Genomic DNA, 20,358 nt, shown 5'->3' on the forward strand with positions numbered 1-20,358 from the left:
CGGTCAGAAATCGATCGCGATGCCCTTCTTCTCCCAATCGCCATAGCGCGCGGGATCGAGGCCGTCGCGTCCGCCCAGCTCCTTGGGCAGGGGTTTGGCCTCGGCTTCAGCCTTGCGCCGGCGCTCTTCGGCCTCGGCCAGGGCGCGCCGGGCGGCGGGCGGCAGGTCTGTGCGGTCGTCGCTCATGACATCGGGTTCCTTTCCGTGCATGGCCTTGATATACGCCCTCGTCCGCTGATGGCAATGCGGGCGAAAACATTGCAAAGGCGGTTTCATGACCAACACCCCGACTGCGGCGCGGCGCAGCGCCATCTATCTGCTGGATCAGATCCTGGGCGAGGGGCGCTTGCTGTCCGAATGCCTCGCGGCCGGGGCGCTGGACCGCCTGGCCCCCGAAGACCGCGCCCGGGCGCAGCGCTTGACGCTGGAGACCCTGCGCGGGCTTGAACGCGCAGACCGCCTGCTGGAGGGGCATCTGCGGCGCGCACCGGCGCTGACCGTCCAAAACGCGCTGCGTCTGGGAACGGTCGAACTGTGCCAGGGCGAGGCTGCGCATGGCGTCGTGAACGCGATGGTCGAGATCGTCGGCCGCTCGCGCAAGCACGGGCGGCTCAAGGGGCTGGTCAACGCGGTTCTGCGCAAGATCGCCGCCGAAGGCCCCGAGGCCTGGCCGAAGATGCGGGTGCCGCGCCTGCCGGACTGGCTGCGCGAGCCGCTGATCGCCGCCTGGGGCGCGGAGGCGGTCAAGGGCATGGAGCAGGCCCATTTCGCCGGCGCACCGCTGGACCTGACGCCAAAACCCGGCGCAGCGATCCCAATGGGCACCGAACTGCCGACCGGCTCGGTGAGGGTTACTGACGCGGGTCAGGTCTCGGCCCTGCCGGGCTATGCGGCCGGAGACTGGTGGGTGCAGGATGCCGCCGCCGCCCTGCCAGCGCGGATTCTGGCGCCCCGGACCGGCGAGCGGGTTCTGGACATGTGCGCCGCGCCCGGCGGCAAGACGCTGCAACTGGCGGCGGAGGGGGCTGAGGTCACCGCGCTGGACATTTCCGAAGGCCGGCTGGCGCGGGTGCGGGAAAACCTCGAACGGACCGGTCTGTCGGCCCGGGTGGTCGCCGGTGACGCGCTGGACCACCAGGGCCAGTACGACGCGATCCTGCTGGACGCTCCCTGTTCGGCGACCGGCACCATCCGGCGTCACCCGGATCTGCCCTTTGCCAAGGACGGCTCCGAATTCGGTGGGCTGATCGAGTTGCAGGCCCGGATGCTGGCCCATGCCTGGACCCTGCTGGAACCCGGCGGGCGGTTGGTCTATTGCACCTGCTCGCTGCTGCCCGACGAAGGCGAAGTGCAGATCGAAGAGGCTCTGCCGCAACATCCCGACATGCAGGTGGACCGCGCCGCGCTGCAGGTGCCCGGCGTTCAGCCCGACTGGCTGACCGAGGAAGGCGGGCTGCGCCTGCGTCCCGATTTTTGGGCCGATCTGGGCGGAATGGACGGGTTTTATATCGCCTGCCTGAACAAATCGGCCTGACCGGTCGCTTTTCGATGACTTGACGAACCGGCCCGGCTATCGTTGGTTCAAACGCCAGCAGAGCGGCAGGGGCAGAGCAACACACGTCATGTCGAATTCGGACACCATGGCCAACCGATGGGTGCGGTTTCAGAACCGTCTCTACGCGCGCCTCAGCCAGCGCCGGAAACCCGTCAGCGGCTTTGTCGGTCAGCCCGAGCCGCGCACCGTCGGTTCATTTGCGCGCGGGCGGCAACTGGTGGCGGGAAATCTATTGTTTGCCGGTTACCTTGTCGAAGCCCCGGACACGGGCTTGTGGGAGGTCGTGGCCCCCAACGCCGCATTCGATGCTGAACGCCACGGGTTTGCCTGGCTGGACGATCTGGCCGCGGTGGGTGATGCCGCGGCACGGGAAAAGGCGCAACGCTGGGTCTGGGGCTGGATCGAAACCCACGGCAAGGGGCAGGGTCCGGGCTGGGCTCCGGACCTGACCGGACGCCGCCTGATCCGCTGGATCAATCACGCGCTGTTCCTGCTGCGCGGTATGGACGAGGCCCATAGCCGCCTGTTTTTCCGGTCTCTGTCACAACAGACCTGGTTCCTGTCCAAACGCTGGCACGCGGCGACACCGGGGCTGCCCCGTTTCGAGGCGCTGGCCGGCCTGGTTCAGGCCGGTTTGGCGCTGGAGGGAATGGAAGACATCTCGGACCCGGCCGTTCGGGCTTTGGCGCGGGAATGCGAGGCTCAGATCGACGCCCAAGGCGGCATTCCCACGCGGAATCCGGAGGAACTGCTCGAGGTCTTTACCCTACTGGCCTGGACATCCGCCGCGCTCAGCGAAGTGGGGCGCGGTACGCCCGCCGCTCAGACGGCAGCAATCAAACGGATTGCCCCGACCCTGCGCAGCCTGCGTCATGCAGACGGCGGGTTGGCCCGGTTTCACGGCGGTGGCCGCGGTATAGAAGGCCGGTTGGAACAGGCGCTGGCCCAAAGCGGGGTCAAGCCCAAACCCGTCAAAGGTCTGACCATGGGCTATGCCCGTCTGGCCGCCGCCCGCACCACGGTGATCATCGACGCAGCACCCCCGGCCAAAGGGGCGGCCTCGTACATGGCGCACGCCTCGACGCTGGCTTTCGAGCTGACCTCGGGTCGTCGGCCATTGATCGTCAACTGCGGTTCGGGCGAAAGCTTCGGGTTGGAGTGGCGCCGGGCCGGGCGGGCCACGCCTTCGCACTCGACCCTTTGCCTGGATGGATACTCCAGCGCCCGGTTGGCTGCCCCGACCAAGGGAACCGCGAACGAAGCGCTGGTGGATGGCCCGAGCGAGGTGCCGGTAGAGTTCGAGGATTCGTTCGAAGGCGCGCGCGTGATGGCGGGCCATGATGGGTACGCCAAGGTGTTCGGACTTACCCATGCCCGTACGATCGAGCTGCGCTTTGACGGGCGCGAGGTAACAGGTGAAGACATCCTTCTGACGGCCACCGACAAGGCAAAACGCCAGTTCGACCGGGCGGTTGACGCATCCAAGCTGTCAGGGATCGGTTTTGACATCCGGTTTCACCTGCATCCGGACGTGGACGCAGCGCTGGATCTGGGGGGGTCTGCGGTGTCGATGGCGCTCAAAAGCGGCGAGATCTGGGTTTTTCGCCATGACGGCGCCGGAAAATTGTCTCTTGAGCCAAGCGTTTATCTGGAAAAAGGCCGTCTGAAGCCCCGCGCGACAAAACAGATCGTTCTATCCGGCCGCGCAATCGAGTATGCGACGCGCATCCGGTGGACGCTGAGCAAGGCGCAGGATACAGCCTATGCCGTGCGCGACGTGCACCGGGACGAGCCCGATTTCGACTGAGCCAAAAGGATCTTTGGACCCATGACCGACCTTCACCCCGTGCGCCGCGCGTTGCTTTCCGTTTCCGACAAGACCGGATTGATCGATCTGGGCAAGGCCCTGGCCGACCGCGGGGTCGAGCTGCTGTCGACCGGCGGCACCGCCAAGGCGCTGCGTAATGCGGGGCTTGCGGTCAAGGATGTCAGCGAGGTCACGGGGTTCCCCGAGATGATGGATGGCCGGGTCAAGACGCTGCACCCGATGGTGCATGGTGGCCTGCTGGCGCTGCGCGACAATGACGCCCATGTGGCGGCGATGCAGGAGCATGGCATCGGCCCGATCGACCTGCTGGTGGTCAACCTCTACCCGTTCGAGGAAACGGTGGCCAAGGGCGCGGGCTATGACGAATGCATCGAAAACATCGACATCGGCGGTCCCGCGATGATCCGCGCCGCGGCCAAGAACCACACCTTCGTCAACGTGGTGGTGGATGTCGAAGACTACTCGGCCCTGCTGGATCAGCTCGAGGAAAACTACGGCAAGACGTCGCTGGGCTTCCGCCAGTGGCTGGCGCAGAAGGCTTATGCCCGCACCGGAGCCTATGACGCGGCCGTGTCCAGCTGGCTGGCCGATGCACTGCAAATCGACACCCCCAAGCGCCGCGTGTTCGCAGGCGAGCTGAAACAACCCCTGCGCTATGGCGAGAACAGCCACCAGCAGGCGGCGTTCTATGTCGATGGCTCGGGCCGTCCCGGTGTCGCCACAGCCGTTCAGCATCAGGGCAAGGAGCTGAGCTACAACAACATCAACGACACCGACGCCGCCTTTGAACTGGTGGCCGAGTTCGACCCGCGTGACAGCGCCGCCTGCGCTATCATCAAGCACGCGAATCCCTGCGGCGTTGCAACGGGCGCCACGTTGCTCGAGGCATACAAGGCGGCGTTCGACTGCGACCGGACCTCGGCCTTTGGCGGGATCGTGGCGCTGAACCGGCCGCTGGACGCGGAAACCGCGCGCGAAATCACCGGCATCTTCACCGAGGTCGTGATCGCCCCCGGCGCCACCGACGAGGCCAAGGCGATCTTTGCCGCCAAAAAGAACCTGCGCCTGCTGACCACCGAAGCGCTGCCCGACGTGCGCGCCGGCGGCAAGACCGTGCGCCAGGTGGCCGGCGGGCTGCTGGTGCAGGACAAAGACAACGGGCATATCGAGATGGATGACCTCAAGGTCGTAACCAAGCTGGCCCCCACGCCTGAGCAGATGCGCGATCTGCTGTTTGCCTGGAAAGTGGCCAAGCACGTCAAGTCGAACGCCATCGTCTACGTCAAGAACGAGGCCACGGTGGGCGTCGGCGCCGGTCAGATGAGTCGAGTGGACTCCGCCCTGATCGCCGCCAAAAAGGCCGAGCGTATGGCTGAAAGTCTGGGCCTGCCCGAGCCGCTGACCATCGGGTCGGCCGTAGCCTCGGACGCGTTCTTTCCCTTCCCCGACGGGCTGATGGAGGCCGCCGCCGCAGGCGCGACCTGCGTGATCCAGCCGGGCGGGTCGATGCGCGATGACGAGGTGATCGCCGCCGCCGACGAAGCCGGTCTGGCCATGGTGTTCACCGGCATGCGGCATTTCCGTCACTGATGCGGACCCGGGTTCTGCTCTGGGCCGGGCTGGCCGCATTTGTGATCGACCAGCTCAGCAAGTACCTGGTGGTCCACGTGTTGCGCGTGGCCGACCAGCCCGGCGGCATCGACGTGCTGCCGCCGCTGCTGACCTTTCGGTACGGCGAGAACCGCGGCATCAATTTCGGCCTGTTTCAGGGCAATTCCGAAGCCGCGCGCTGGTTTCTCATCGCTATTTCGCTGGCCATCAGCATCGGCGTTTTCGTCTGGCTCTGGCGTACGGCCGCATCAAGGCGGATGCTGGTTTTCGGCGGATTGCTGATCGGCGGAGCGTTGGGGAACGTGGTTGACCGGGTGCTTTATGGATACGTTCTGGATTTCCTGAACATGTCCTGCTGTGGCATCAACAACCCGTTCGTCTTCAACCTCGCCGACGTGTTCATTTTCGCGGGTGCCCTCGGGTTGGTGCTGTTCGAAGGCAAAAAGCCCTCGTGACGCGCCGGATGTTATGCGATAAAAGCGCCTGAAACAGGCTGGAGACCAAGATGCGGATGCCGCGCGCCATTATTGCTCTGACACTTGCTGCTGCGGTCGCAGGATGTTCCGATATCGGCCTGCGCCATCTCGAAGCGCCAGGGCCCGGGCCTGACGAGTTTTCGGTCATGCCGGTCAAGCCACTGACCCAGCCCAAAGATTATGCGTTCCTGCCCGCGCCGACGCCGGGTGGCGCGAACCTGACCGACCCGAACCCGAATGCCGATGCCGTGGCTGCGTTGGGTGGCAATCCCGGGGCGCTGAACCCCGGCACTGGTATTCCGTCGTCGGACGGGGCGCTGGTGACGGCTTCCAGCCGCTATGGCGTTTCCCCCAACACCCGCCAGGTTCTGGCGCAGGAAGATGCGGATTTCCGCAAGCGTCAAAGCCGGTGGACGCGGTTGCGCCTGTTCAAGGTGGACCGCTATTCGCAGGTCTACAAGCGCAATTCCATCGATCCCCAGGTGCAGACCGAAGCTTTGCGCAGACAGGGCGTGGAAACACCCTCGTCGCCGCCGGATGAATAATTCTTAACTTTCCGTCATCGCTCTTGAACCCGTTCGGCGTCACCGTAGTTTGAACACCGTAACGAAACGGAGGATGCCCCATGGCTCGGGCCTTGGCGTTTTGCGCCGCTTTGATGACCGCAACCCCGGTTTTGGCCGAAACCGGGCACGAGGCCGTCACTACCTTTACCCTGGACAACGGCATGGATGTCGTCGTGGTCGAAGATCACCGTGCGCCCGTGGTTCAGCATATGGTCTGGTATCGGGCCGGATCGGCGGACGAGCCGATCGGGTCGTCAGGTGTGGCGCATTTCCTCGAGCATCTTTTGTTCAAGGCCACCGATACGATGGCGGCGGGCGAGCTTTCGGCCACCGTTGCGGCCAATGGGGGCAACGACAACGCTTTCACCTCGTATGACTACACAGCCTATTTCCAGCGCGTCGCGGCCGACCGGCTGGAGTTGATGATGAAGATGGAGGCCGACCGGATGCGCAACATCCGGCTGACCGAGAGCGACATCGCCACCGAGCGCGACGTGATCCTGGAGGAACGCAACCAGCGCACCGAGAACAACCCCCGTGCCCTGTTCGGCGAACAGATGAGCGCGGCGCAGTATCTCAACCACCGCTACGGCGTTCCGGTGATCGGCTGGAAGCACGAGATGGAGACCTTGGACATGGAGGACGCGCTGTCCTTCTACCAGACCTATTATGCGCCCAACAATGCGATCCTGGTGGTGACCGGCGATGTGGACCCGGACGAGGTCAAAGCCTTGGCCGAGACGTATTATGGCGTGATCCCCGCCAACCCGGACCTGCCTGAACGGGTCCGATCGCAGGAACCGCCGCAGACCGCCGAGCGGCGTCTGACCTTCAAGGATGCGCGGGTTTCGCAACCATATGTTCAGCGCAGCTACCTCGCGCCCGAGCGTGATGCCGGTGCACAGGAAAAGGCTGCCGCGTTGTTCTTGCTGGCCGAACTGCTGGGCGGCAGCACCACGTCCTACCTGAACGAGAAACTGCAGCTTGAGCAGAAACTGGCTGTATATGCCGGGGCGTTTTATCGTGGGGTGTCGTTGGATGACACGACCTTTGATCTGATCGTTGTTCCGGCTGAAGGCGTGTCGCTGCAAGAGGCCGAGGATGCGATGGATCAGGCGGTGGTCGATTTCATCGCAGAAGGCGTCAACCCGGATGATCTGGACCGGATCAAGATGCAGCTACGCGCCGCACAGGTCTATGCCCGAGACAACGTCGATGGAATCGGCAACCGCTATGGTCGGGCGCTGACCAGCGGCCTGACGGTCGAGGACGTGCAGGCCTGGCCCGACATCTTGCAGGCCGTCACCGGCGAAGAAATCATCGCCGCCGCGCGCGAGGTGCTTCAGCCCGAAGCGTCTGTCACCGGCTGGCTGATGCGTGATGACGAGGTGACCCAATGATCCGTTTCCTTGCCCCCTTGATCGCCCTGCTGATCGCTCTGCCTGCCTGGGCCGAGATCAAGATTCAGGAGGTCACCTCTCCCGGCGGCATCCGGGCCTGGCTGGTCGAGGATCACTCGATCCCGTTCACTGCGCTGGAACTGCGGTTCCGCGGGGGCACGTCACTGGACGATCCCGACAAACGCGGCGCGGTCTATCTGATGAGCGGCCTTCTCGAAGAAGGCGCGGGCGACATGGATTCTCGCACCTATGCGCGGGCGCTGGAATCCCTGGCGGCGTCGATCGGATACAGGGCCACCGATGACAGTGTTGCGATCTCGGCCCAGTTCCTGACTGAAAACCGGGACGACGCCGTTGACCTGCTGCGCACCACAATCCAGCAACCACGCTTTGATCAGGACGCGATCGACCGGGTTCGGGCGCAGGTCCTGTCCGGGCTGCGCTCGGAACAGACCGACCCCAATGACATCGCGGGTGAGGCATTCGCCAAAATGGCCTATGGCGATCATCCGTATGGATCCAACGGCAAAGGCTCGATCGACAGCGTATCGGCCCTGACCCGTGACGACATCATCGACGCATACAAAGGCGTCTTCGCCAAGGACCGTCTGTATGTGGGCGCAGTGGGCGACATCACACCCGAAGAGTTGGGTGCGTTGCTGGACAATCTGCTGTCGGACCTGTCCGAAACGGGCAAACCGATTCCCGGGAATGCAGAGGTGACGATTCCCGGTGGCGTCACGGTGGTCGAGTTCGACACGCCGCAATCGGTGGCGCTGTTCGGCCAGAAGGGTATCGACCGCGACGATCCGGATTTCTTTGCAGCCTACATCCTGAACCACATCCTCGGCGGCGGCGGCTTTGAAAGCCGCCTGATGCAGGAAGTGCGCGAAAAACGCGGCCTGACCTATGGCGTCGGGACCTATCTGGTGCCCAAGGATCTGGCCTCGGTCTATCTGGGGTCGGTATCCTCGGCCAATGACCGGATCGGGCAGGCTATCGAGGTAATTCGCGACGAATGGCGGCGCGCGGCGACCGAAGGCGTAACCCAGAAAGAGCTGGACGACGCCAAGACCTATCTGACCGGCGCTTATCCGTTGCGCTTTGACGGCAATGCCCAGATAGCGGGCATCATGGTGGGCATGCAGATGGAAGAGCTTCCGATCGACTACATCGCGACCCGAAACGACAAGGTGAACGCGGTTACGCTGGACGAGGTGAACCGCGTCGCGGCCGAGCTGCTGGACCCGGACGGGCTGCATTTCGTGGTTGTGGGCAAACCCGAGGGGCTTGAGACCACGAACTGACGCGAAGGGCCGGCAGTCGGCAGGCGTTTTGCAGAACTCCCGACGAGCAATCATTCAGCGCCGCTCGCCCCGGGTCCCTTGAACCGGAAGCGTCCGCAACCTCTGGATCGTCCGCGTATCCGGCATCTGTTCCGTGAAACCCGCATGGCCTTCACGGTCATGCGGGTCCGCCGTCGGGCTTGTTTCACTTGATGGACAAATGTCATCATGAAGCGGAACTATTTTCGCGGGTAAGGAAGGAGGGGTCCTTGTTGCCCTATCAGTTCTGGCATTCGAAGTTGACCGACCCTCCCATCCACGTCCCGGCGATCGGACTGCAGTAGTTTGTCCGGATACCGTACGACACCACCGACGATAATATCTCGGTCATAGAGACAATAAATGAACCGGGGTCTGGCCCGCCTCTGCACCGTCACCCACAAACTGAGATCTTTCGCGTTTTGGACGGGCGGTATCTCTACGAGTGCGATGGAAAGCGTTTTGTTGCAGAAACAGGCGACGTCGTAACGATCCCCGGGGGCGCCGCGCACGCATTTCGCAATCTTTCCGACGGGCCAGCGCGGCAACTGGTCATGATACTGCCATCCTTCGACACGGTCGCCTTCTTCAACGGGCTGGGAGACATCATGGCAGACGGAGTTCCCGACCGGGACGTGCTGAATGCATTCTCCGAGAAATGGCAGATCGAGTTTCTGGGGCCGCCCCTGCAACTTTGACGCCAGTCCAATTTGCCTCGGGCGCCAAAGTTGGCGGCTGCGTCATGCATTCACCGGGTTTTCGCGTTTCTTTTCCGGCCAGAACTCATCCACGACCACGTAGGCTATGATGACGAACAGGGCCGCGCTTGCGACTTGCAGAACGCGAGTGATGCTTTTGACATCGGCCTCGTCCGAAAACGGTGAAATCGACCCGCCGTAGACAATCAGGACCGTCGTCAGGGCCGATCCGGCGGCGGCGGCCAGCGGGATCTGGGATTTGCCGAGCGCGCCAAGCGTCACACAGGCGAAAAAGCACAGCAGGATCGGCGTGAGAATGACCGGCGCGATGACGTTGACTTCGTAGCAGATGATGGACGCAGCTGCGCCGAGCAGGTTTGCCGTCAGCATCGCCTTGGCCACGGCTTTGCCGGCGGCAGGCATCGCAGCGAGCTGCTGGCTGAGAAGAGCCACAAAGAACAGAACCAGCAGGGCAGACGCCCCAGACACAAAAAATGCCAGGGCGAAAGGAACCGTGACAAGAGACATTCTGACGATGCGCCGATGCTTGTCAAAGTCAGCGGCGGATCCGGCTTTGCCCTGCGTGGCGTTCTGGGGGGCGGCCGGAATAAGCGTGAACATCAACGTCGATACGAAACCGGCAAACAACAGGTTCAGCGGGATCCAGAATACAAGCACCAGCGCCAGATCCGGAGATTGCAGAACGAGGTTGGGGATCATCAGCGCCCCCATCAGGGCGATGACGCCCGGCAGGACACCGGCGCCTGACACGGACCATATGAAGGACAGGATTATCCCGATCGCCACCAGTATCAGAAACACGACCGGATAGGGCGCGAAAACCGATGAGAGCAGGAAAGAAACGAACATCAACGCAATCGAGAAAACGAACAGTTTCGCAAACGCGGCCAGGGGCAACGCGGTAGGTGCCTGAAGGAAGAGCGCGGTGAACACCGCGCCAACAACCGCCAATGGCCACCCAAGGAAAAGCCCCAGAGAAAAGACGCCGGTCACACCCAGTGCAAGTCTGTAAACGGCGTGTCTGTCCTCAGTACGCATAAGAAAAGATCGAAACCAAACGAATGTATGTCCGACCGACCGCGTTCAGTATCCCGTTGTCGCTGAGGTACATGATGACATCCGCCTGACCGTTCAACTGAAACCTCAGGTCGTCTTCCGCGCTTCCGGCCTCGTAGCCCGGCAGTATGATGCGCACGGGAAACCGTTCAGGTTCGCGCAGAAAGCCTTTGGTGCTCGGCGGGCTTGCCAATTGTCCGGGTGTGTCGCCGCCACTCAGCGAGACCGCCGCGCTGAAGCTTTCGATTTTGCCCGGGATGATCTGACCGGGGTGCATATCCAGCACGACATCCACCGGAGACCCGACGGTGGCGCGCCCCAGATTGTTCTCGGTGAAATACGCCTCGATCCACACGTCCGTCGCATCAAGAAACGTCAGCAGATCCTGGCCGGACCGGGCGTATGTGCCGGGTGCAATCAACAAGTTGGATATGACGCCCGTAGCCGGCGCGCGCAGTTCGGTCCATTCCAGATTGAGCTCGGCATCGGCCAAAGCCGCCAAGGCACGTTGGATTTTGGGATTCTCATTCCCTTCGTCCCCAAGCCTTTGCTTGGCCTTCTCCAGATCTGCTTTGGCGTTTTCATAGTTCGCCTCGGACTCGGCCAGCTGGCCTCGGGCATCGTCGGCTTTCGAGATGGCAATCAGCCCTTTCTTCTCGAGCGCGAAGACCCGCTCCGTCTGAATGCGCATCGTATCCAGATCGCTCTGCGCGCGGGCCAACTTGGCTTGCGCCGCACTTACCTCGGCCGAGGATGCGCCGACCTCCTGAGTGGCCGCCTCAAGGTCGGCCTGGGCTCTGTCGCGATCAATCTCGTAGGGTCTCGGGTCGATCCGAACCAGCAGATCGCCGGCCGAGACGACCTGCCCGTTTTCTACCAATACCTCGATCACGGTTCCCGTGACCTGCGGAACGATTTGGGTCGCCACGGCCTTTACCCGTGCGTTCCCGGTGAACGGCGTCTTGCGGTCGGCAACCAGATACCAGATGAGGAAGATGAGAATGACGGCCAGTGTCGTCCAGATCGTCTTCCTCATTTTGCGGCTCCCTCGGCGGTGTCATCGGTCGCTGGTGAGGCGTCGATCCAGACCTTGAACAACTCGTAGAAGACGGCGAACAAGACCGGACCCATGAAGATGCCGATCAGGCCATAGGCCATCATCCCGCCCAGCACCCCGATGAGGATCACGAGCATCGGGGTCTCCAGGCCTTTTGAAATGAAAACCGGCCGCAGGAAGCTGTCCATTATGCTGACGGGAATGGCCAGAACGGTGAAGATCAGCGCCGCACCGCCGGACATGGAACTCCATGCATAGATGACCAGCGGCAGAAGAACGAGGCCGGGGCCGATCTGGATGATCGAGAGTATCAGGCAGATGAACGCCAGCGTCGCGGCCGAGGATATCCCGAACAGCGCCAACAGGACCCAGACAACGACGGCCTGAATGGCGGCAACCCCGATTACTCCCTTGGTGACGTTCCGGATCGTGGCCCCAGCCAGAGTGACGAATTCGCCGCCGCGTGGCGCAAAGACGCGGTTGGCAAAGCGCTGAAGGCCCTGCACCAGATCCGGTCCGGGGCTGAACAGGGCGCCCATGATCAACACCGACAGCGCAAGGCCGAGAAGCCCGATTCCGATCCCCAGGACTTTGCCAAAGAGCGATTTGGTGATCTCGAGGATTTGCGGGCCGTATTTTGCAAGCGCACCATCCAAGTTCCGTTCAAACATGCCCCAGGCATCGGCAAGCTTGGCACCGACCAGAGGCAGATCCTTCAGGCCTTCCGGCGCCGGCGGTATCTTCAACTCGCCCTTGTCAGCTTGCTCGGCAAACTCGGACCCCAGTTCCGCAGCCCCAGATACCGCCGTTGCTACCGGCCCCAATGTGAGAACCAGACCCAGCAAAACCAGGATCGTCGTTGCCAGCTTCTTCCGTCCTCCCAGCTTGGACTGAAGCCAATCGAAGGCGGGATAAAGCGCGACGCAGAGAATTGTGGCCCAGATGACGACGCTTGCAAGCGGGGCAACCATGACCAAGGCGCTGTAGAGAAACAGCCCGAGAAACAGTAACCTTATCGCAAGGTCGACAATCTTTGCGTCCTGAGTCTTTTCCATTCCATCCCCCTGGTATGTTTTTCCGTATGTTACACTCAAAAAAGCAAATATGTATATTTTTTGAGCTTTTAGGGGATGCCCAGCAGTGCGATGGTTGACTCAGCCCCAAATTTGCAAGCGGATCGTGGGGCGCAAAGCACGCAGTGGCTCACCTTGCCAGAGCCTATTTTTTCGGGGTCTCATCCTCCTGGGACAGGATCGTGTCGGCCACGGTCGTCGCGGCGGTGACGAAGATACCCAGACCGACGATTATGTACGCCATCGTAAAGATCTTGCCCGCAGCGGTTTCGGGAGAAAAGTCGCCAAAACCCACGGTCGAGATCGTCACTACGGAAAAATAGACGGAGTCCAACCAGCTCCACCCTTCGACAAAATGGTAGAACACGGACGCCCAAAGGATCATTCCGACGGTGAAGGCGAGTATGCCTTTCACTCTGCCGTCCTTGAAAGCGACACCTATCCCACGCGTTATTCTGGTCAGTGAATTCATCATGCCCTCATTCGCAAAAGAATTCACGTATAGCAGTAATTGGATGATTGTGTGAATCCAAAGGGTGAGTTGGCCCGGGCAACGGCAATCTCGTGGCCTCAGAAGGCGCGCGAAACATGTATTCCATTAACATGATGGATAAATGCTCTAGGGTAATCACATGCTGAATCGGGACGCTGAGGGATAACGTGCGAATAATTGTCAAAGGTGTCTTGATCTGTTGCGCGGTCGCGCTTGTGGTTTTTGCCGCGGCTTGGTTGTTTCTGTCTTCCGCTTTGTTTTCGTCGGTGCGGACCAGTTTCGTTGAGAACCTGATCTCAAAGAAGCTGGGTCAGCAGGTGTTGATTGAGGATGAGGTGCGTTTGGGCCTTGGCCGTCAGTTGCAGGTATCAGCAGCTGGACTGGTATTGCCCGCTACGCCCAAGGCCGAGGCGGATCTGGCGGCGATCGATCAGATCGAGTTCGAAGTATCTGCACGGGACCTGTGGAACAGCAAGCTGTCGGTGAGCAATCTTTCAGTGTCTGGGGTTCATCTGAACCTGATCACAGACGAAGAAGGCGTGACCAACTGGCAGTCCTTTTCGCGCACCGGGACCGAAACCGACAAGACTTCGGAACGTCCGACCCAGCCTTTGGCCGGAATTCTGACGGATCGTACGATCGACCTGAAGGATGTCACCGTACTCTATCAGAACGACCTGAACGGCATTGGACTGGACTTGCAGCTTCCAGAACTGGTTTTGCAGCGCGATGCCGAAACCGGTGTTGCCTCGGCGGTCGGAACGGGGTCGCTCAACGGTCAGAGTTTTGACTTGAAGGGCACGTTCCCGCCCCAGGACCCGTTCCAAGTGGCATTGAACTTTGATCAGATTTCGGTCGAAGCCCAACAGATTCCTGTGGAGACCGGCCTTCAGGTCAAGGCGACCCTCGAGGTCGATCAGTTGGGTCAACTGCTCGATGTCTTGAAACTAAACCGCGTGTTGGAGGGTTCGGGCAATGTTGGTGCAACATTCAAACTGGCAGACGGCGTCGCACGGGTTGATGACCTGTCTGTTCTGGCCGAGCTGGATGGTGGCCAAAGCCTTTCCGTCACCGGACAAATCGGGAAATTGGGCAATCCGGAAGATGTTTCTCTGACGACCCGCATTCGCCTGTATCCTGAGGATGCCGAGCCGGCTCCGGCTGCCTCGCGGTATGACCTCAAGCTTATTGCCGTGGATATGGTCATCGACAGTGTCCCGGGACAGGTCCCGCAACGGCAGATGGTCATCAAGACGAACGGTTTCACGCTGGACACCTCTGGTGAGGGCCCGCCGCCGATCAAATTCTCCGAGCTTGCCAGAACGCCCGAAGGTGCCCTGAGCGTGGGCAACATCAATTTGAGGATCGGAAACCCCGCCGATCCTTTTATCATTCTGACCGGTTCGGTCGAGGATGCGTTGCAGTTGCAGGGCGTATCCGCCGAGGGTTTGATTGATATTCCGGCAAGCAGTCTGATCTCGCCCGAACTGCTGGGCCCCGATGACCAGCTGGGCAGGTTTTCGGGAGACTTTCATTTGAACGGAAACATCGAACAGCTTGCTTTGACCAATCTGGATGGTCAGACAAGCGAAACCGAGGTCTGGAGCCTGGAGGTGCACGGAACCGTAGAAAATGTCCTCAAGTTCGAGAATCTGGATCTGGCAATCGACGTGGATGTTCCGTCGGGCGCAGATCTTCTGAAGGCCTTGTCGCTGGAGCCGGTGGACACCGGTCGGGCCCATCTTGAAATCGACCTGGTAAGTGAAGGCACCGATTGGAATGCCAACGCCAATGTCGAGGTTTCCGAGTCGGTCTTGAAAATCGCGGCGGATCTTGATGACGCAAAAAGCGATCCCGTGCTGCAGGGGTCGATCGAGAGCGATCTGATAAAAATCGATCAAATCCGGACCATCGTTCAGGCGGCCGCCCAACTGCGCAAGATAGGTGGTTCACCGCCGGAGCAGGAAGATGCCGAGCAAGGCGACGGTGACACAGGTCCGTTGAGGGATGTGACCCTCAAACCCATCGGGCGGGCCATTTTGCTGTCGGGTGTGAATGTAGATGTCGACATAGACCTGCGTCACATTGAGGGTGCAAAGGGCATCAGCAGCCTGCAGAGCGAACTGACTCTGGACGAAAACGAGCTACGGGCCGGACCTCTGAAGTTTGAATACGGAGGTGGTCATTTCGACGTCAGCGGGCAAATGGATCTTTCGAATGAGGCACATCTGCTGACCCTGACCGGAAAGGCGGGCGGATGGCAGTTGGATGACCTTCTGCAAAACCTGAACTTCAAGAAAGGCGCCAGCGGCACGGTGTACGCAGATTTCTCGGTTACGGGGGGCACGGATACCGTCAAGCAATTCGTCGGCAGCATGAGTGGCAATGCCACGGTTTCAATGCGCGACGGTTCGATCGAAACCCAGCTTCTGGATCTGGCCGGGCTGGGTATTCTTCCGTGGGTATTTACCAAGGAAAAACAGAAAGTGGCGCCAATCGTGTGCCTGCGCGCTCCGATCAGCATTTCCAACGGAAAAATTGAGACGAAACAGACGACGCTGGAAACAGATCATGTTCAGGTCGTTGTCTTTGGCGCTGTCGACCTGACGGACAAGGTGTTGGACCTGAACATCCAGCCAAGAAAGATTGGCGAGCCACTTGCGCGCAGCCCGTGGCCAGTGACACTGAAGGGCGCGCTCGCTGAGCCCAAGGTCAAAGTCAAGGACGGCCCGAAAAGGCTGAAGCGGTCGGATGGTGCAGACCAGATGCCGGCACAAAGAAAGCTCTGCATCCCGGATATCCTGCAGTTGCAGTAGGGGCGGTTTGCCAAGCGGCTACAGCCCTGCCTGTGTTCGGCAAGGCCGGCCGAGCCTGTCGGACGCGGATCACCCCTTTTTCATGCTGCGCAGCATCTGCCCCATCATCTGGCCGAACTGACCCGAGCCGCGCTGGTACAGCGCCCCGTCCACGGCCAGAACCGTGCCGCTTATATAGCTGGCCATGTCCGAGGCCAGGAACAGGCAGGCGTTGGCCACGTCCTGAGGCGTGCCCCAGCGGCCCAACGGCACGTCTCGGCGCAGCTGCTCGCCCGCGTCGGGGGTGGGGGCCAGACGCTTGGCGCCCTCGGTGCCTTCGATGAAACCCGGCACCACCGAGTTCACCCGGATGCCTTCCACGCCCCATTCCATCGACAGGGTGCGGGTGATCTGATCGACCCCCGCTTTGGCCGCGCAGACATGGGCCTGGCCCTCGTAGGGCAGATAGGATTGCGGGGCCGAGATGTTGATGATGTTGCCGCCGGGCCGTTTCAGATAGGGATAGGCGCCTTTCAGCACATGCACAGTACCCATCAGGTCGATCTCGACCACGGTGCGGAAGGCGTTGACCGACATCTCCGCCATCAGCGCCGGGAAGTTGCCCGCCGCCCCCGAAACCAGCACGTCGAAATCACCGAGCGCCGCGTGGAACTGTTCCAGCCCCGCGGCGACCGCCTCGGCATCACGCACGTCGAAGGCCGCGCCGATGGTCTCGGCCGCGCCGGCTGCCTTCAGCGCGGCGATGGTGTCGTCCACCTTCTCCTGCGAGCGGCTGGCCACGGCCAGTTTGGCGCCCGAGGCCGCGAAGGCCTCGGCGATGCCCCTATTGATACCGCTGGTCCCGCCGATGACGATGACCGTCTTTCCTGCAAAGTCCATGTAGAGCCTCCCGCTTTGGAGGGGCCCTACTCGCCGTAGGGCACCCAGATGTTCTTGATCTCGGTCGCAGCCTGCAGGAAGCGGCGGGTGTGGTCCATGCCCCAATCGAATGCCGTCGCGTTATTGACCCAGGTCCGTTTCAGGTTCCCGGCCGAGACGACCTCGATCTGTGCTGACAGGTCCGACGACGAGAAGGACCAGACCGCATCCACGTTCAGATGCGAGGCCAGCGGTTTGGCCAGTTCCTCATGACTGCCGGTCAGGATGTTGACCACGCCTGCGGGCACGTCCGAGGTGTCCAGTACCTGATAGAAATCGGTCGCCGCCAGCGGATAGGGCTCGGACGCCACCAGAACCACCCGGTTGCCCATCGCGATCGCCGGGGCCATGGCCGAGACCAGACCCAGCAGCGGCGCTTCGTCAGCGCAAAGCGCGCCGATCACGCCCACCGGTTCCTTCATCGCAATCGCCACGCCCCGGATCGGAACGCCATGCACCTGGCCGTCATACTTGTCGGCCCAGGCGGCTGCGGTGAACAGGCGCTGGATTGCGGCGTCGACCTCTTTCGTACCGTCCTTGCGGCCGGTCATCGCGTCGATGCGATGCGCGAACTCATCGGCGCGGGCCGAGAGGTTCTCACCGATGTAATACAGGATCTGCGCCCGCAGATGGCCGGTGGTTTTCGACCAGCCCGCCGCGCCGGCCGCGGCCTCGACCGCGTTGCGCACGTCCTTGCGGTTGGCTAGACCCACATGGCCCAGCAGCCCCGCCTTGCCCCAGACCGAGCGGGAATAGCCGCCATCGGGCCGCGCCTGCTTGCCGCCGACATACAGTTTGGCCGTGCGGTCGACCGGATCGACTGGGCCGCCTTCGCCCACAATAGGTTCGATCTTGGCCAGCGGCTTGGCTTTGCCCTTGGGCTTGGAATAGGCGCTCAGCCCTTCCCAGCCGCCTTCACGGCCAAAGCCGCTTTCGCGCACGCCGCCAAAGCCCGCGGCCGCGTCGAACAGGTTGGTGGCATTGACCCAGACCACGCCCGCGACCAGCTTGGGTGCGATGTCCAGCGCAAGGTTGACGTTCTCGGTCCAGACCGTGGCCGCCAGCCCGTAACGGGTGTTGTTGGCCAGCTCGACCGCCTCGGCCGGGGTGCGGAAGGTTGATGAGACCAGAACCGGACCGAATATCTCCTCCTGCATCAGCGGGTCCGAGGTCTCGAGTCCGGTGATCAGCGTTGGCGGGTAGTAGCAGCCGTTCGCGGGCAACTCACAGGCGGGTTGGTAAACCTGGCCTACCGCGTTGCCCTCGACCATCGACTTGATGGTCTGCAGCTGCACCGGGTCCACCACGGCGCCCACGTCGATGCATTTGTCCAGCGGGTTGCCGATGCGCAGCGTGTCCATGCGGGCGCGCAGCTTGGCATAGAACCGCTCGGCGATGCCCTCCTGCACCAGCAGGCGCGAGCCCGCGCAGCAGACCTGGCCCTGGTTGAACCAGATCGCATCGACCAGACCTTCGATGGCACTGTCGATGTCGGCATCGTCAAAGACGATGTAGGGCGACTTGCCGCCCAGCTCGAGCGTGAGGGCCTTGCCCGACCCGGCGGTGGCCTCGCGGATGCGGCGCCCCACGATCGTCGAGCCGGTAAAGGCGATCTTGTCCACGTCTGCCTTCACGATCATCTCGCCCACCGCGCCGTCGCCGGTGACGATGTTGACCACGCCCTTGGGCAGACCGGCCTGCATGCAGATATCGGCAAACAGCAGCGCCGTCAGCGAAGTGTATTCGGCAGGCTTCAACACCACCGTGTTGCCCATGGCCAGCGCCGGGGCCACCTTCCACGCCAGCATCAGCAGCGGGAAGTTCCACGGGATGATCTGGCCGCAGACCCCCAGCGCCTGTGCGTCGGGCAGCTCGGTTTCCATCAGCTGGGCCATACCCGCGTGATAGTAGAAATGCCGCTGCACCAGTGGAATGTCGATGTCGCGCGATTCCCGGATCGGCTTGCCGTTGTCGAGCGTCTCCAGCACCGCGAACAGGCGGGCGTGTTTCTGGATCAGCCGCGCGATTGCATATAGGTATCGGGCGCGGGCGGGGCCGCCCAGCTTTTCCCATTTGGGTTGCGCCTTGCGAGCGGCGGCGACGGCGGCGTCCACATCGGCCTGCGTGGCCTGGGTCAGCTTGGCCAGAACCTCGCCCGTGGCCGGGTTGCGGCTTTCAAACCCTTTGCCGGGCTTGGTGAAGGCGCCGTCGATGAAATGGCCGAACTTGTCGCCCTGATCGACCAGCCATGCCAGGGCCTCGGCGGCACTTTCCGGGGCGGGTCCGTATTCCATGGTCTCGAAAATCTCTTTGACTGTCATTGTTCCTGTCCTCAGCCCATCGGGTGCCGGTAACCGGCCGAGTATGCCCCGGTGACGAAATGTTCCAACTGCCGCTCGATATCGCCCAGCAGGGACGACGCGCCGAACCGGAACAGGTCGGGTTGCAGCCAGCGGTCGCCCAGTTCGTCCTTGATCAGCGACAGGTAGACCAGCGCATCCTTGGCCTTGGAAATCCCGCCGGCGGGCTTGTAGCCCACGCGATAGCCGGTGCGGTCATAGTAGTCACGGATCGCGCGGATCATGACCAGCGACACGGGCAGGGTGGCGTTGACGCTTTCCTTGCCGGTCGAGGTTTTGATGAAATCGGCCCCCGCCATCATGCAGATCAGCGAGGCACGCGCCACGTTGCGCAGGCTGCCCAGCTCGCCGGTGGCGAGGATGGCCTTTACATGCGCCTCGCCGCAGGCTGCGCGGAACGCCTTCATCTCGTCATACAGCGCCTGCCAGTTGTCCTGCAGCACATGGCGGCGCGAGATCACGATGTCGATCTCCTCGGCCCCGGCCTTCACGCTCTCCTCAATCTCGGCCACGCGCAGGTGAAAGGGCGACAGGCCCGCCGGAAACCCGGTGGATACGGCCGCGACCGGAATGCCGGTGCCTGTCAGCGCATCCACCGCCGTTTCGATCATGTCGTGATAGACGCAGACCGCGCCGGTGGTAATCGGCGGCATGTCAAGCGCCCTCAGCAGGGCGGGTGACACGGGCTGGCGGGCCTTGGCGCACAGGCGGCGCACGCGGCCCTCGGTGTCATCGCCCGACAGGGTGGTCAGGTCGATCATGGTGATCGCCTTCAGCAGCCAGGCGGCCTGATGCTCTTTCTTGACCGACCGGCGCCCGGGCAGGGTCGCGGCCCGGCGTTCAATGGCCGAGGTGTTGGCCTGCACGGCGCGCACCCAGTCCAGGTCCAGATCCATGCCGGGGTTTCGGGGCTCGGTCACTTGCGGCAGATGCGCGGTGCGCACGGGGCTTTCTGAGCTCTGCGTATCCATTGTCACGTCCTTTGGGAGGTTTGCGCCAAAATCGCACGGGAAACGGCCAAAGGAAAGGCAAACTGGACGCCTTTGGCCACTTTTTTGACCAAATGGACAAATCCGGCTTTTTCTTGCGAGTAATTCGCAACACG

General features: G+C 62.2%; 17 protein-coding genes and 1 pseudogene. 10 read left to right on the forward strand and 8 right to left on the reverse strand.

Annotation, left to right across the window (positions count from 1 at the left end; translation table 11 throughout):
- Positions 1-3: 3 nt before the first annotated feature.
- Positions 4-186 carry a DUF1674 domain-containing protein gene (locus AC2FML_RS11845; protein WP_170360604.1) on the reverse strand — a complete coding sequence of 61 codons (183 nt, stop codon included), beginning with the start codon at positions 184-186 and terminating at the stop codon, positions 4-6.
- A gap of 88 nt (positions 187-274) precedes the next feature.
- On the opposite strand from AC2FML_RS11845, the gene AC2FML_RS11850 reads away from it, so the two are divergent.
- The 9 genes and pseudogenes from AC2FML_RS11850 to AC2FML_RS11890 all read left to right on the forward strand — a co-directional run bounded on the left by AC2FML_RS11850 (position 275) and on the right by AC2FML_RS11890 (position 9,459).
- Entirely contained in the window at positions 275-1,534 is a 1,260-nt protein-coding gene (locus tag AC2FML_RS11850) for an RsmB/NOP family class I SAM-dependent RNA methyltransferase (protein ID WP_496783269.1), read from the forward strand.
- Between the two features lie 88 nt (positions 1,535-1,622).
- Complete coding sequence (locus AC2FML_RS11855) at positions 1,623-3,362, forward strand: heparinase II/III family protein (RefSeq protein WP_170372912.1); 1,740 nt, start codon at positions 1,623-1,625, stop codon at positions 3,360-3,362.
- 21 nt (positions 3,363-3,383) lie between these two features.
- Entirely contained in the window at positions 3,384-4,973 is a 1,590-nt protein-coding gene (gene purH, locus AC2FML_RS11860) for a bifunctional phosphoribosylaminoimidazolecarboxamide formyltransferase/IMP cyclohydrolase (RefSeq protein ID WP_496783270.1), read from the forward strand.
- The gene (lspA, locus tag AC2FML_RS11865) at positions 4,973-5,449 is read left to right on the forward strand and encodes a signal peptidase II (protein ID WP_496783271.1); all 477 of its coding nucleotides are present in this window, start codon (positions 4,973-4,975) and stop codon (positions 5,447-5,449) included. Before purH ends, lspA begins: the two co-directional genes overlap by 1 nt.
- A gap of 50 nt (positions 5,450-5,499) precedes the next feature.
- Entirely contained in the window at positions 5,500-6,015 is a 516-nt protein-coding gene (locus tag AC2FML_RS11870; RefSeq protein WP_170341119.1) for a DUF3035 domain-containing protein, read from the forward strand.
- An 80-nt stretch (positions 6,016-6,095) separates the two neighbouring features.
- Complete coding sequence (locus AC2FML_RS11875) at positions 6,096-7,436, forward strand: M16 family metallopeptidase (protein WP_496783273.1); 1,341 nt, start codon at positions 6,096-6,098, stop codon at positions 7,434-7,436.
- A complete protein-coding gene (locus AC2FML_RS11880; protein ID WP_496733511.1) occupies positions 7,433-8,743 on the forward strand; it encodes a M16 family metallopeptidase in 1,311 nt (436 codons plus the stop codon). The genes AC2FML_RS11875 and AC2FML_RS11880 overlap by 4 nt, the downstream gene beginning before the upstream one ends.
- 368 nt (positions 8,744-9,111) lie before the next feature.
- Positions 9,112-9,312: pseudogene (locus tag AC2FML_RS11885) on the forward strand (cupin domain-containing protein); the annotation flags it as partial.
- A gap of 3 nt (positions 9,313-9,315) precedes the next feature.
- Entirely contained in the window at positions 9,316-9,459 is a 144-nt protein-coding gene (locus AC2FML_RS11890) for a hypothetical protein (RefSeq protein ID WP_244952302.1), read from the forward strand.
- A gap of 42 nt (positions 9,460-9,501) precedes the next feature.
- Here the strand turns inward: AC2FML_RS11890 and AC2FML_RS11895 are convergent, their stop codons facing one another.
- From AC2FML_RS11895 to AC2FML_RS11910, 4 genes are all read right to left on the reverse strand, one after another.
- Entirely contained in the window at positions 9,502-10,518 is a 1,017-nt protein-coding gene (locus tag AC2FML_RS11895; RefSeq protein ID WP_496733513.1) for a DUF2955 domain-containing protein, read from the reverse strand.
- On the reverse strand, positions 10,508-11,572 hold the full coding sequence (locus tag AC2FML_RS11900) for an HlyD family secretion protein (protein WP_170364749.1): 1,065 nt from the start codon (positions 11,570-11,572) through the stop codon (positions 10,508-10,510). Before AC2FML_RS11900 ends, AC2FML_RS11895 begins: the two co-directional genes overlap by 11 nt.
- Positions 11,569-12,648 (reverse strand): AI-2E family transporter, encoded by a 1,080-nt coding sequence (locus tag AC2FML_RS11905; protein WP_170360621.1) that lies wholly within the window; start codon positions 12,646-12,648, stop codon positions 11,569-11,571. Before AC2FML_RS11905 ends, AC2FML_RS11900 begins: the two co-directional genes overlap by 4 nt.
- A gap of 163 nt (positions 12,649-12,811) precedes the next feature.
- Complete coding sequence (locus AC2FML_RS11910) at positions 12,812-13,081, reverse strand: potassium channel family protein (protein ID WP_315901678.1); 270 nt, start codon at positions 13,079-13,081, stop codon at positions 12,812-12,814.
- A 245-nt stretch (positions 13,082-13,326) separates the two neighbouring features.
- On the opposite strand from AC2FML_RS11910, the gene AC2FML_RS11915 reads away from it, so the two are divergent.
- Entirely contained in the window at positions 13,327-15,975 is a 2,649-nt protein-coding gene (locus AC2FML_RS11915) for an AsmA family protein (protein ID WP_496783275.1), read from the forward strand.
- A 69-nt stretch (positions 15,976-16,044) separates the two neighbouring features.
- Here the strand turns inward: AC2FML_RS11915 and AC2FML_RS11920 are convergent, their stop codons facing one another.
- The 3 genes from AC2FML_RS11920 to deoC are packed head-to-tail and all read right to left on the reverse strand — an operon-like array spanning position 16,045 to position 20,224.
- On the reverse strand, positions 16,045-16,854 hold the full coding sequence (locus AC2FML_RS11920) for an SDR family oxidoreductase (protein WP_170341137.1): 810 nt from the start codon (positions 16,852-16,854) through the stop codon (positions 16,045-16,047).
- A 26-nt stretch (positions 16,855-16,880) separates the two neighbouring features.
- A complete protein-coding gene (locus AC2FML_RS11925; RefSeq protein WP_496783277.1) occupies positions 16,881-19,214 on the reverse strand; it encodes an aldehyde dehydrogenase family protein in 2,334 nt (777 codons plus the stop codon).
- Between the two features lie 11 nt (positions 19,215-19,225).
- The gene (gene deoC / locus AC2FML_RS11930) at positions 19,226-20,224 is read right to left on the reverse strand and encodes a deoxyribose-phosphate aldolase (RefSeq protein WP_170360628.1); all 999 of its coding nucleotides are present in this window, start codon (positions 20,222-20,224) and stop codon (positions 19,226-19,228) included.
- Between the last annotated feature and the right edge of the window lie 134 nt (positions 20,225-20,358).

The organism is Ruegeria sp. BHSC029 (genome assembly GCF_059613085.1).

Excerpts from the sequence above, each read along its gene's own strand:
- AC2FML_RS11845 (WP_170360604.1), bottom strand. The coding sequence starts at position 186 with ATGAGCGACGACCGCACAGACCTGCCGCCCGCCGCCCGGCGCGCCCTG.
- AC2FML_RS11850 (WP_496783269.1), top strand. The coding sequence starts at position 275 with ATGACCAACACCCCGACTGCGGCGCGGCGCAGCGCCATCTATCTGCTG.
- AC2FML_RS11855 (WP_170372912.1), top strand. The coding sequence starts at position 1,623 with ATGTCGAATTCGGACACCATGGCCAACCGATGGGTGCGGTTTCAGAAC.
- purH (WP_496783270.1), top strand. The coding sequence starts at position 3,384 with ATGACCGACCTTCACCCCGTGCGCCGCGCGTTGCTTTCCGTTTCCGAC.
- lspA (WP_496783271.1), top strand. The coding sequence starts at position 4,973 with ATGCGGACCCGGGTTCTGCTCTGGGCCGGGCTGGCCGCATTTGTGATC.
- AC2FML_RS11870 (WP_170341119.1), top strand. The coding sequence starts at position 5,500 with ATGCGGATGCCGCGCGCCATTATTGCTCTGACACTTGCTGCTGCGGTC.
- AC2FML_RS11875 (WP_496783273.1), top strand. The coding sequence starts at position 6,096 with ATGGCTCGGGCCTTGGCGTTTTGCGCCGCTTTGATGACCGCAACCCCG.
- AC2FML_RS11880 (WP_496733511.1), top strand. The coding sequence starts at position 7,433 with ATGATCCGTTTCCTTGCCCCCTTGATCGCCCTGCTGATCGCTCTGCCT.
- AC2FML_RS11890 (WP_244952302.1), top strand. The coding sequence starts at position 9,316 with ATGATACTGCCATCCTTCGACACGGTCGCCTTCTTCAACGGGCTGGGA.
- AC2FML_RS11895 (WP_496733513.1), bottom strand. The coding sequence starts at position 10,518 with ATGCGTACTGAGGACAGACACGCCGTTTACAGACTTGCACTGGGTGTG.
- AC2FML_RS11900 (WP_170364749.1), bottom strand. The coding sequence starts at position 11,572 with ATGAGGAAGACGATCTGGACGACACTGGCCGTCATTCTCATCTTCCTC.
- AC2FML_RS11905 (WP_170360621.1), bottom strand. The coding sequence starts at position 12,648 with ATGGAAAAGACTCAGGACGCAAAGATTGTCGACCTTGCGATAAGGTTA.
- AC2FML_RS11920 (WP_170341137.1), bottom strand. The coding sequence starts at position 16,854 with ATGGACTTTGCAGGAAAGACGGTCATCGTCATCGGCGGGACCAGCGGT.
- AC2FML_RS11925 (WP_496783277.1), bottom strand. The coding sequence starts at position 19,214 with ATGACAGTCAAAGAGATTTTCGAGACCATGGAATACGGACCCGCCCCG.
- deoC (WP_170360628.1), bottom strand. The coding sequence starts at position 20,224 with ATGGATACGCAGAGCTCAGAAAGCCCCGTGCGCACCGCGCATCTGCCG.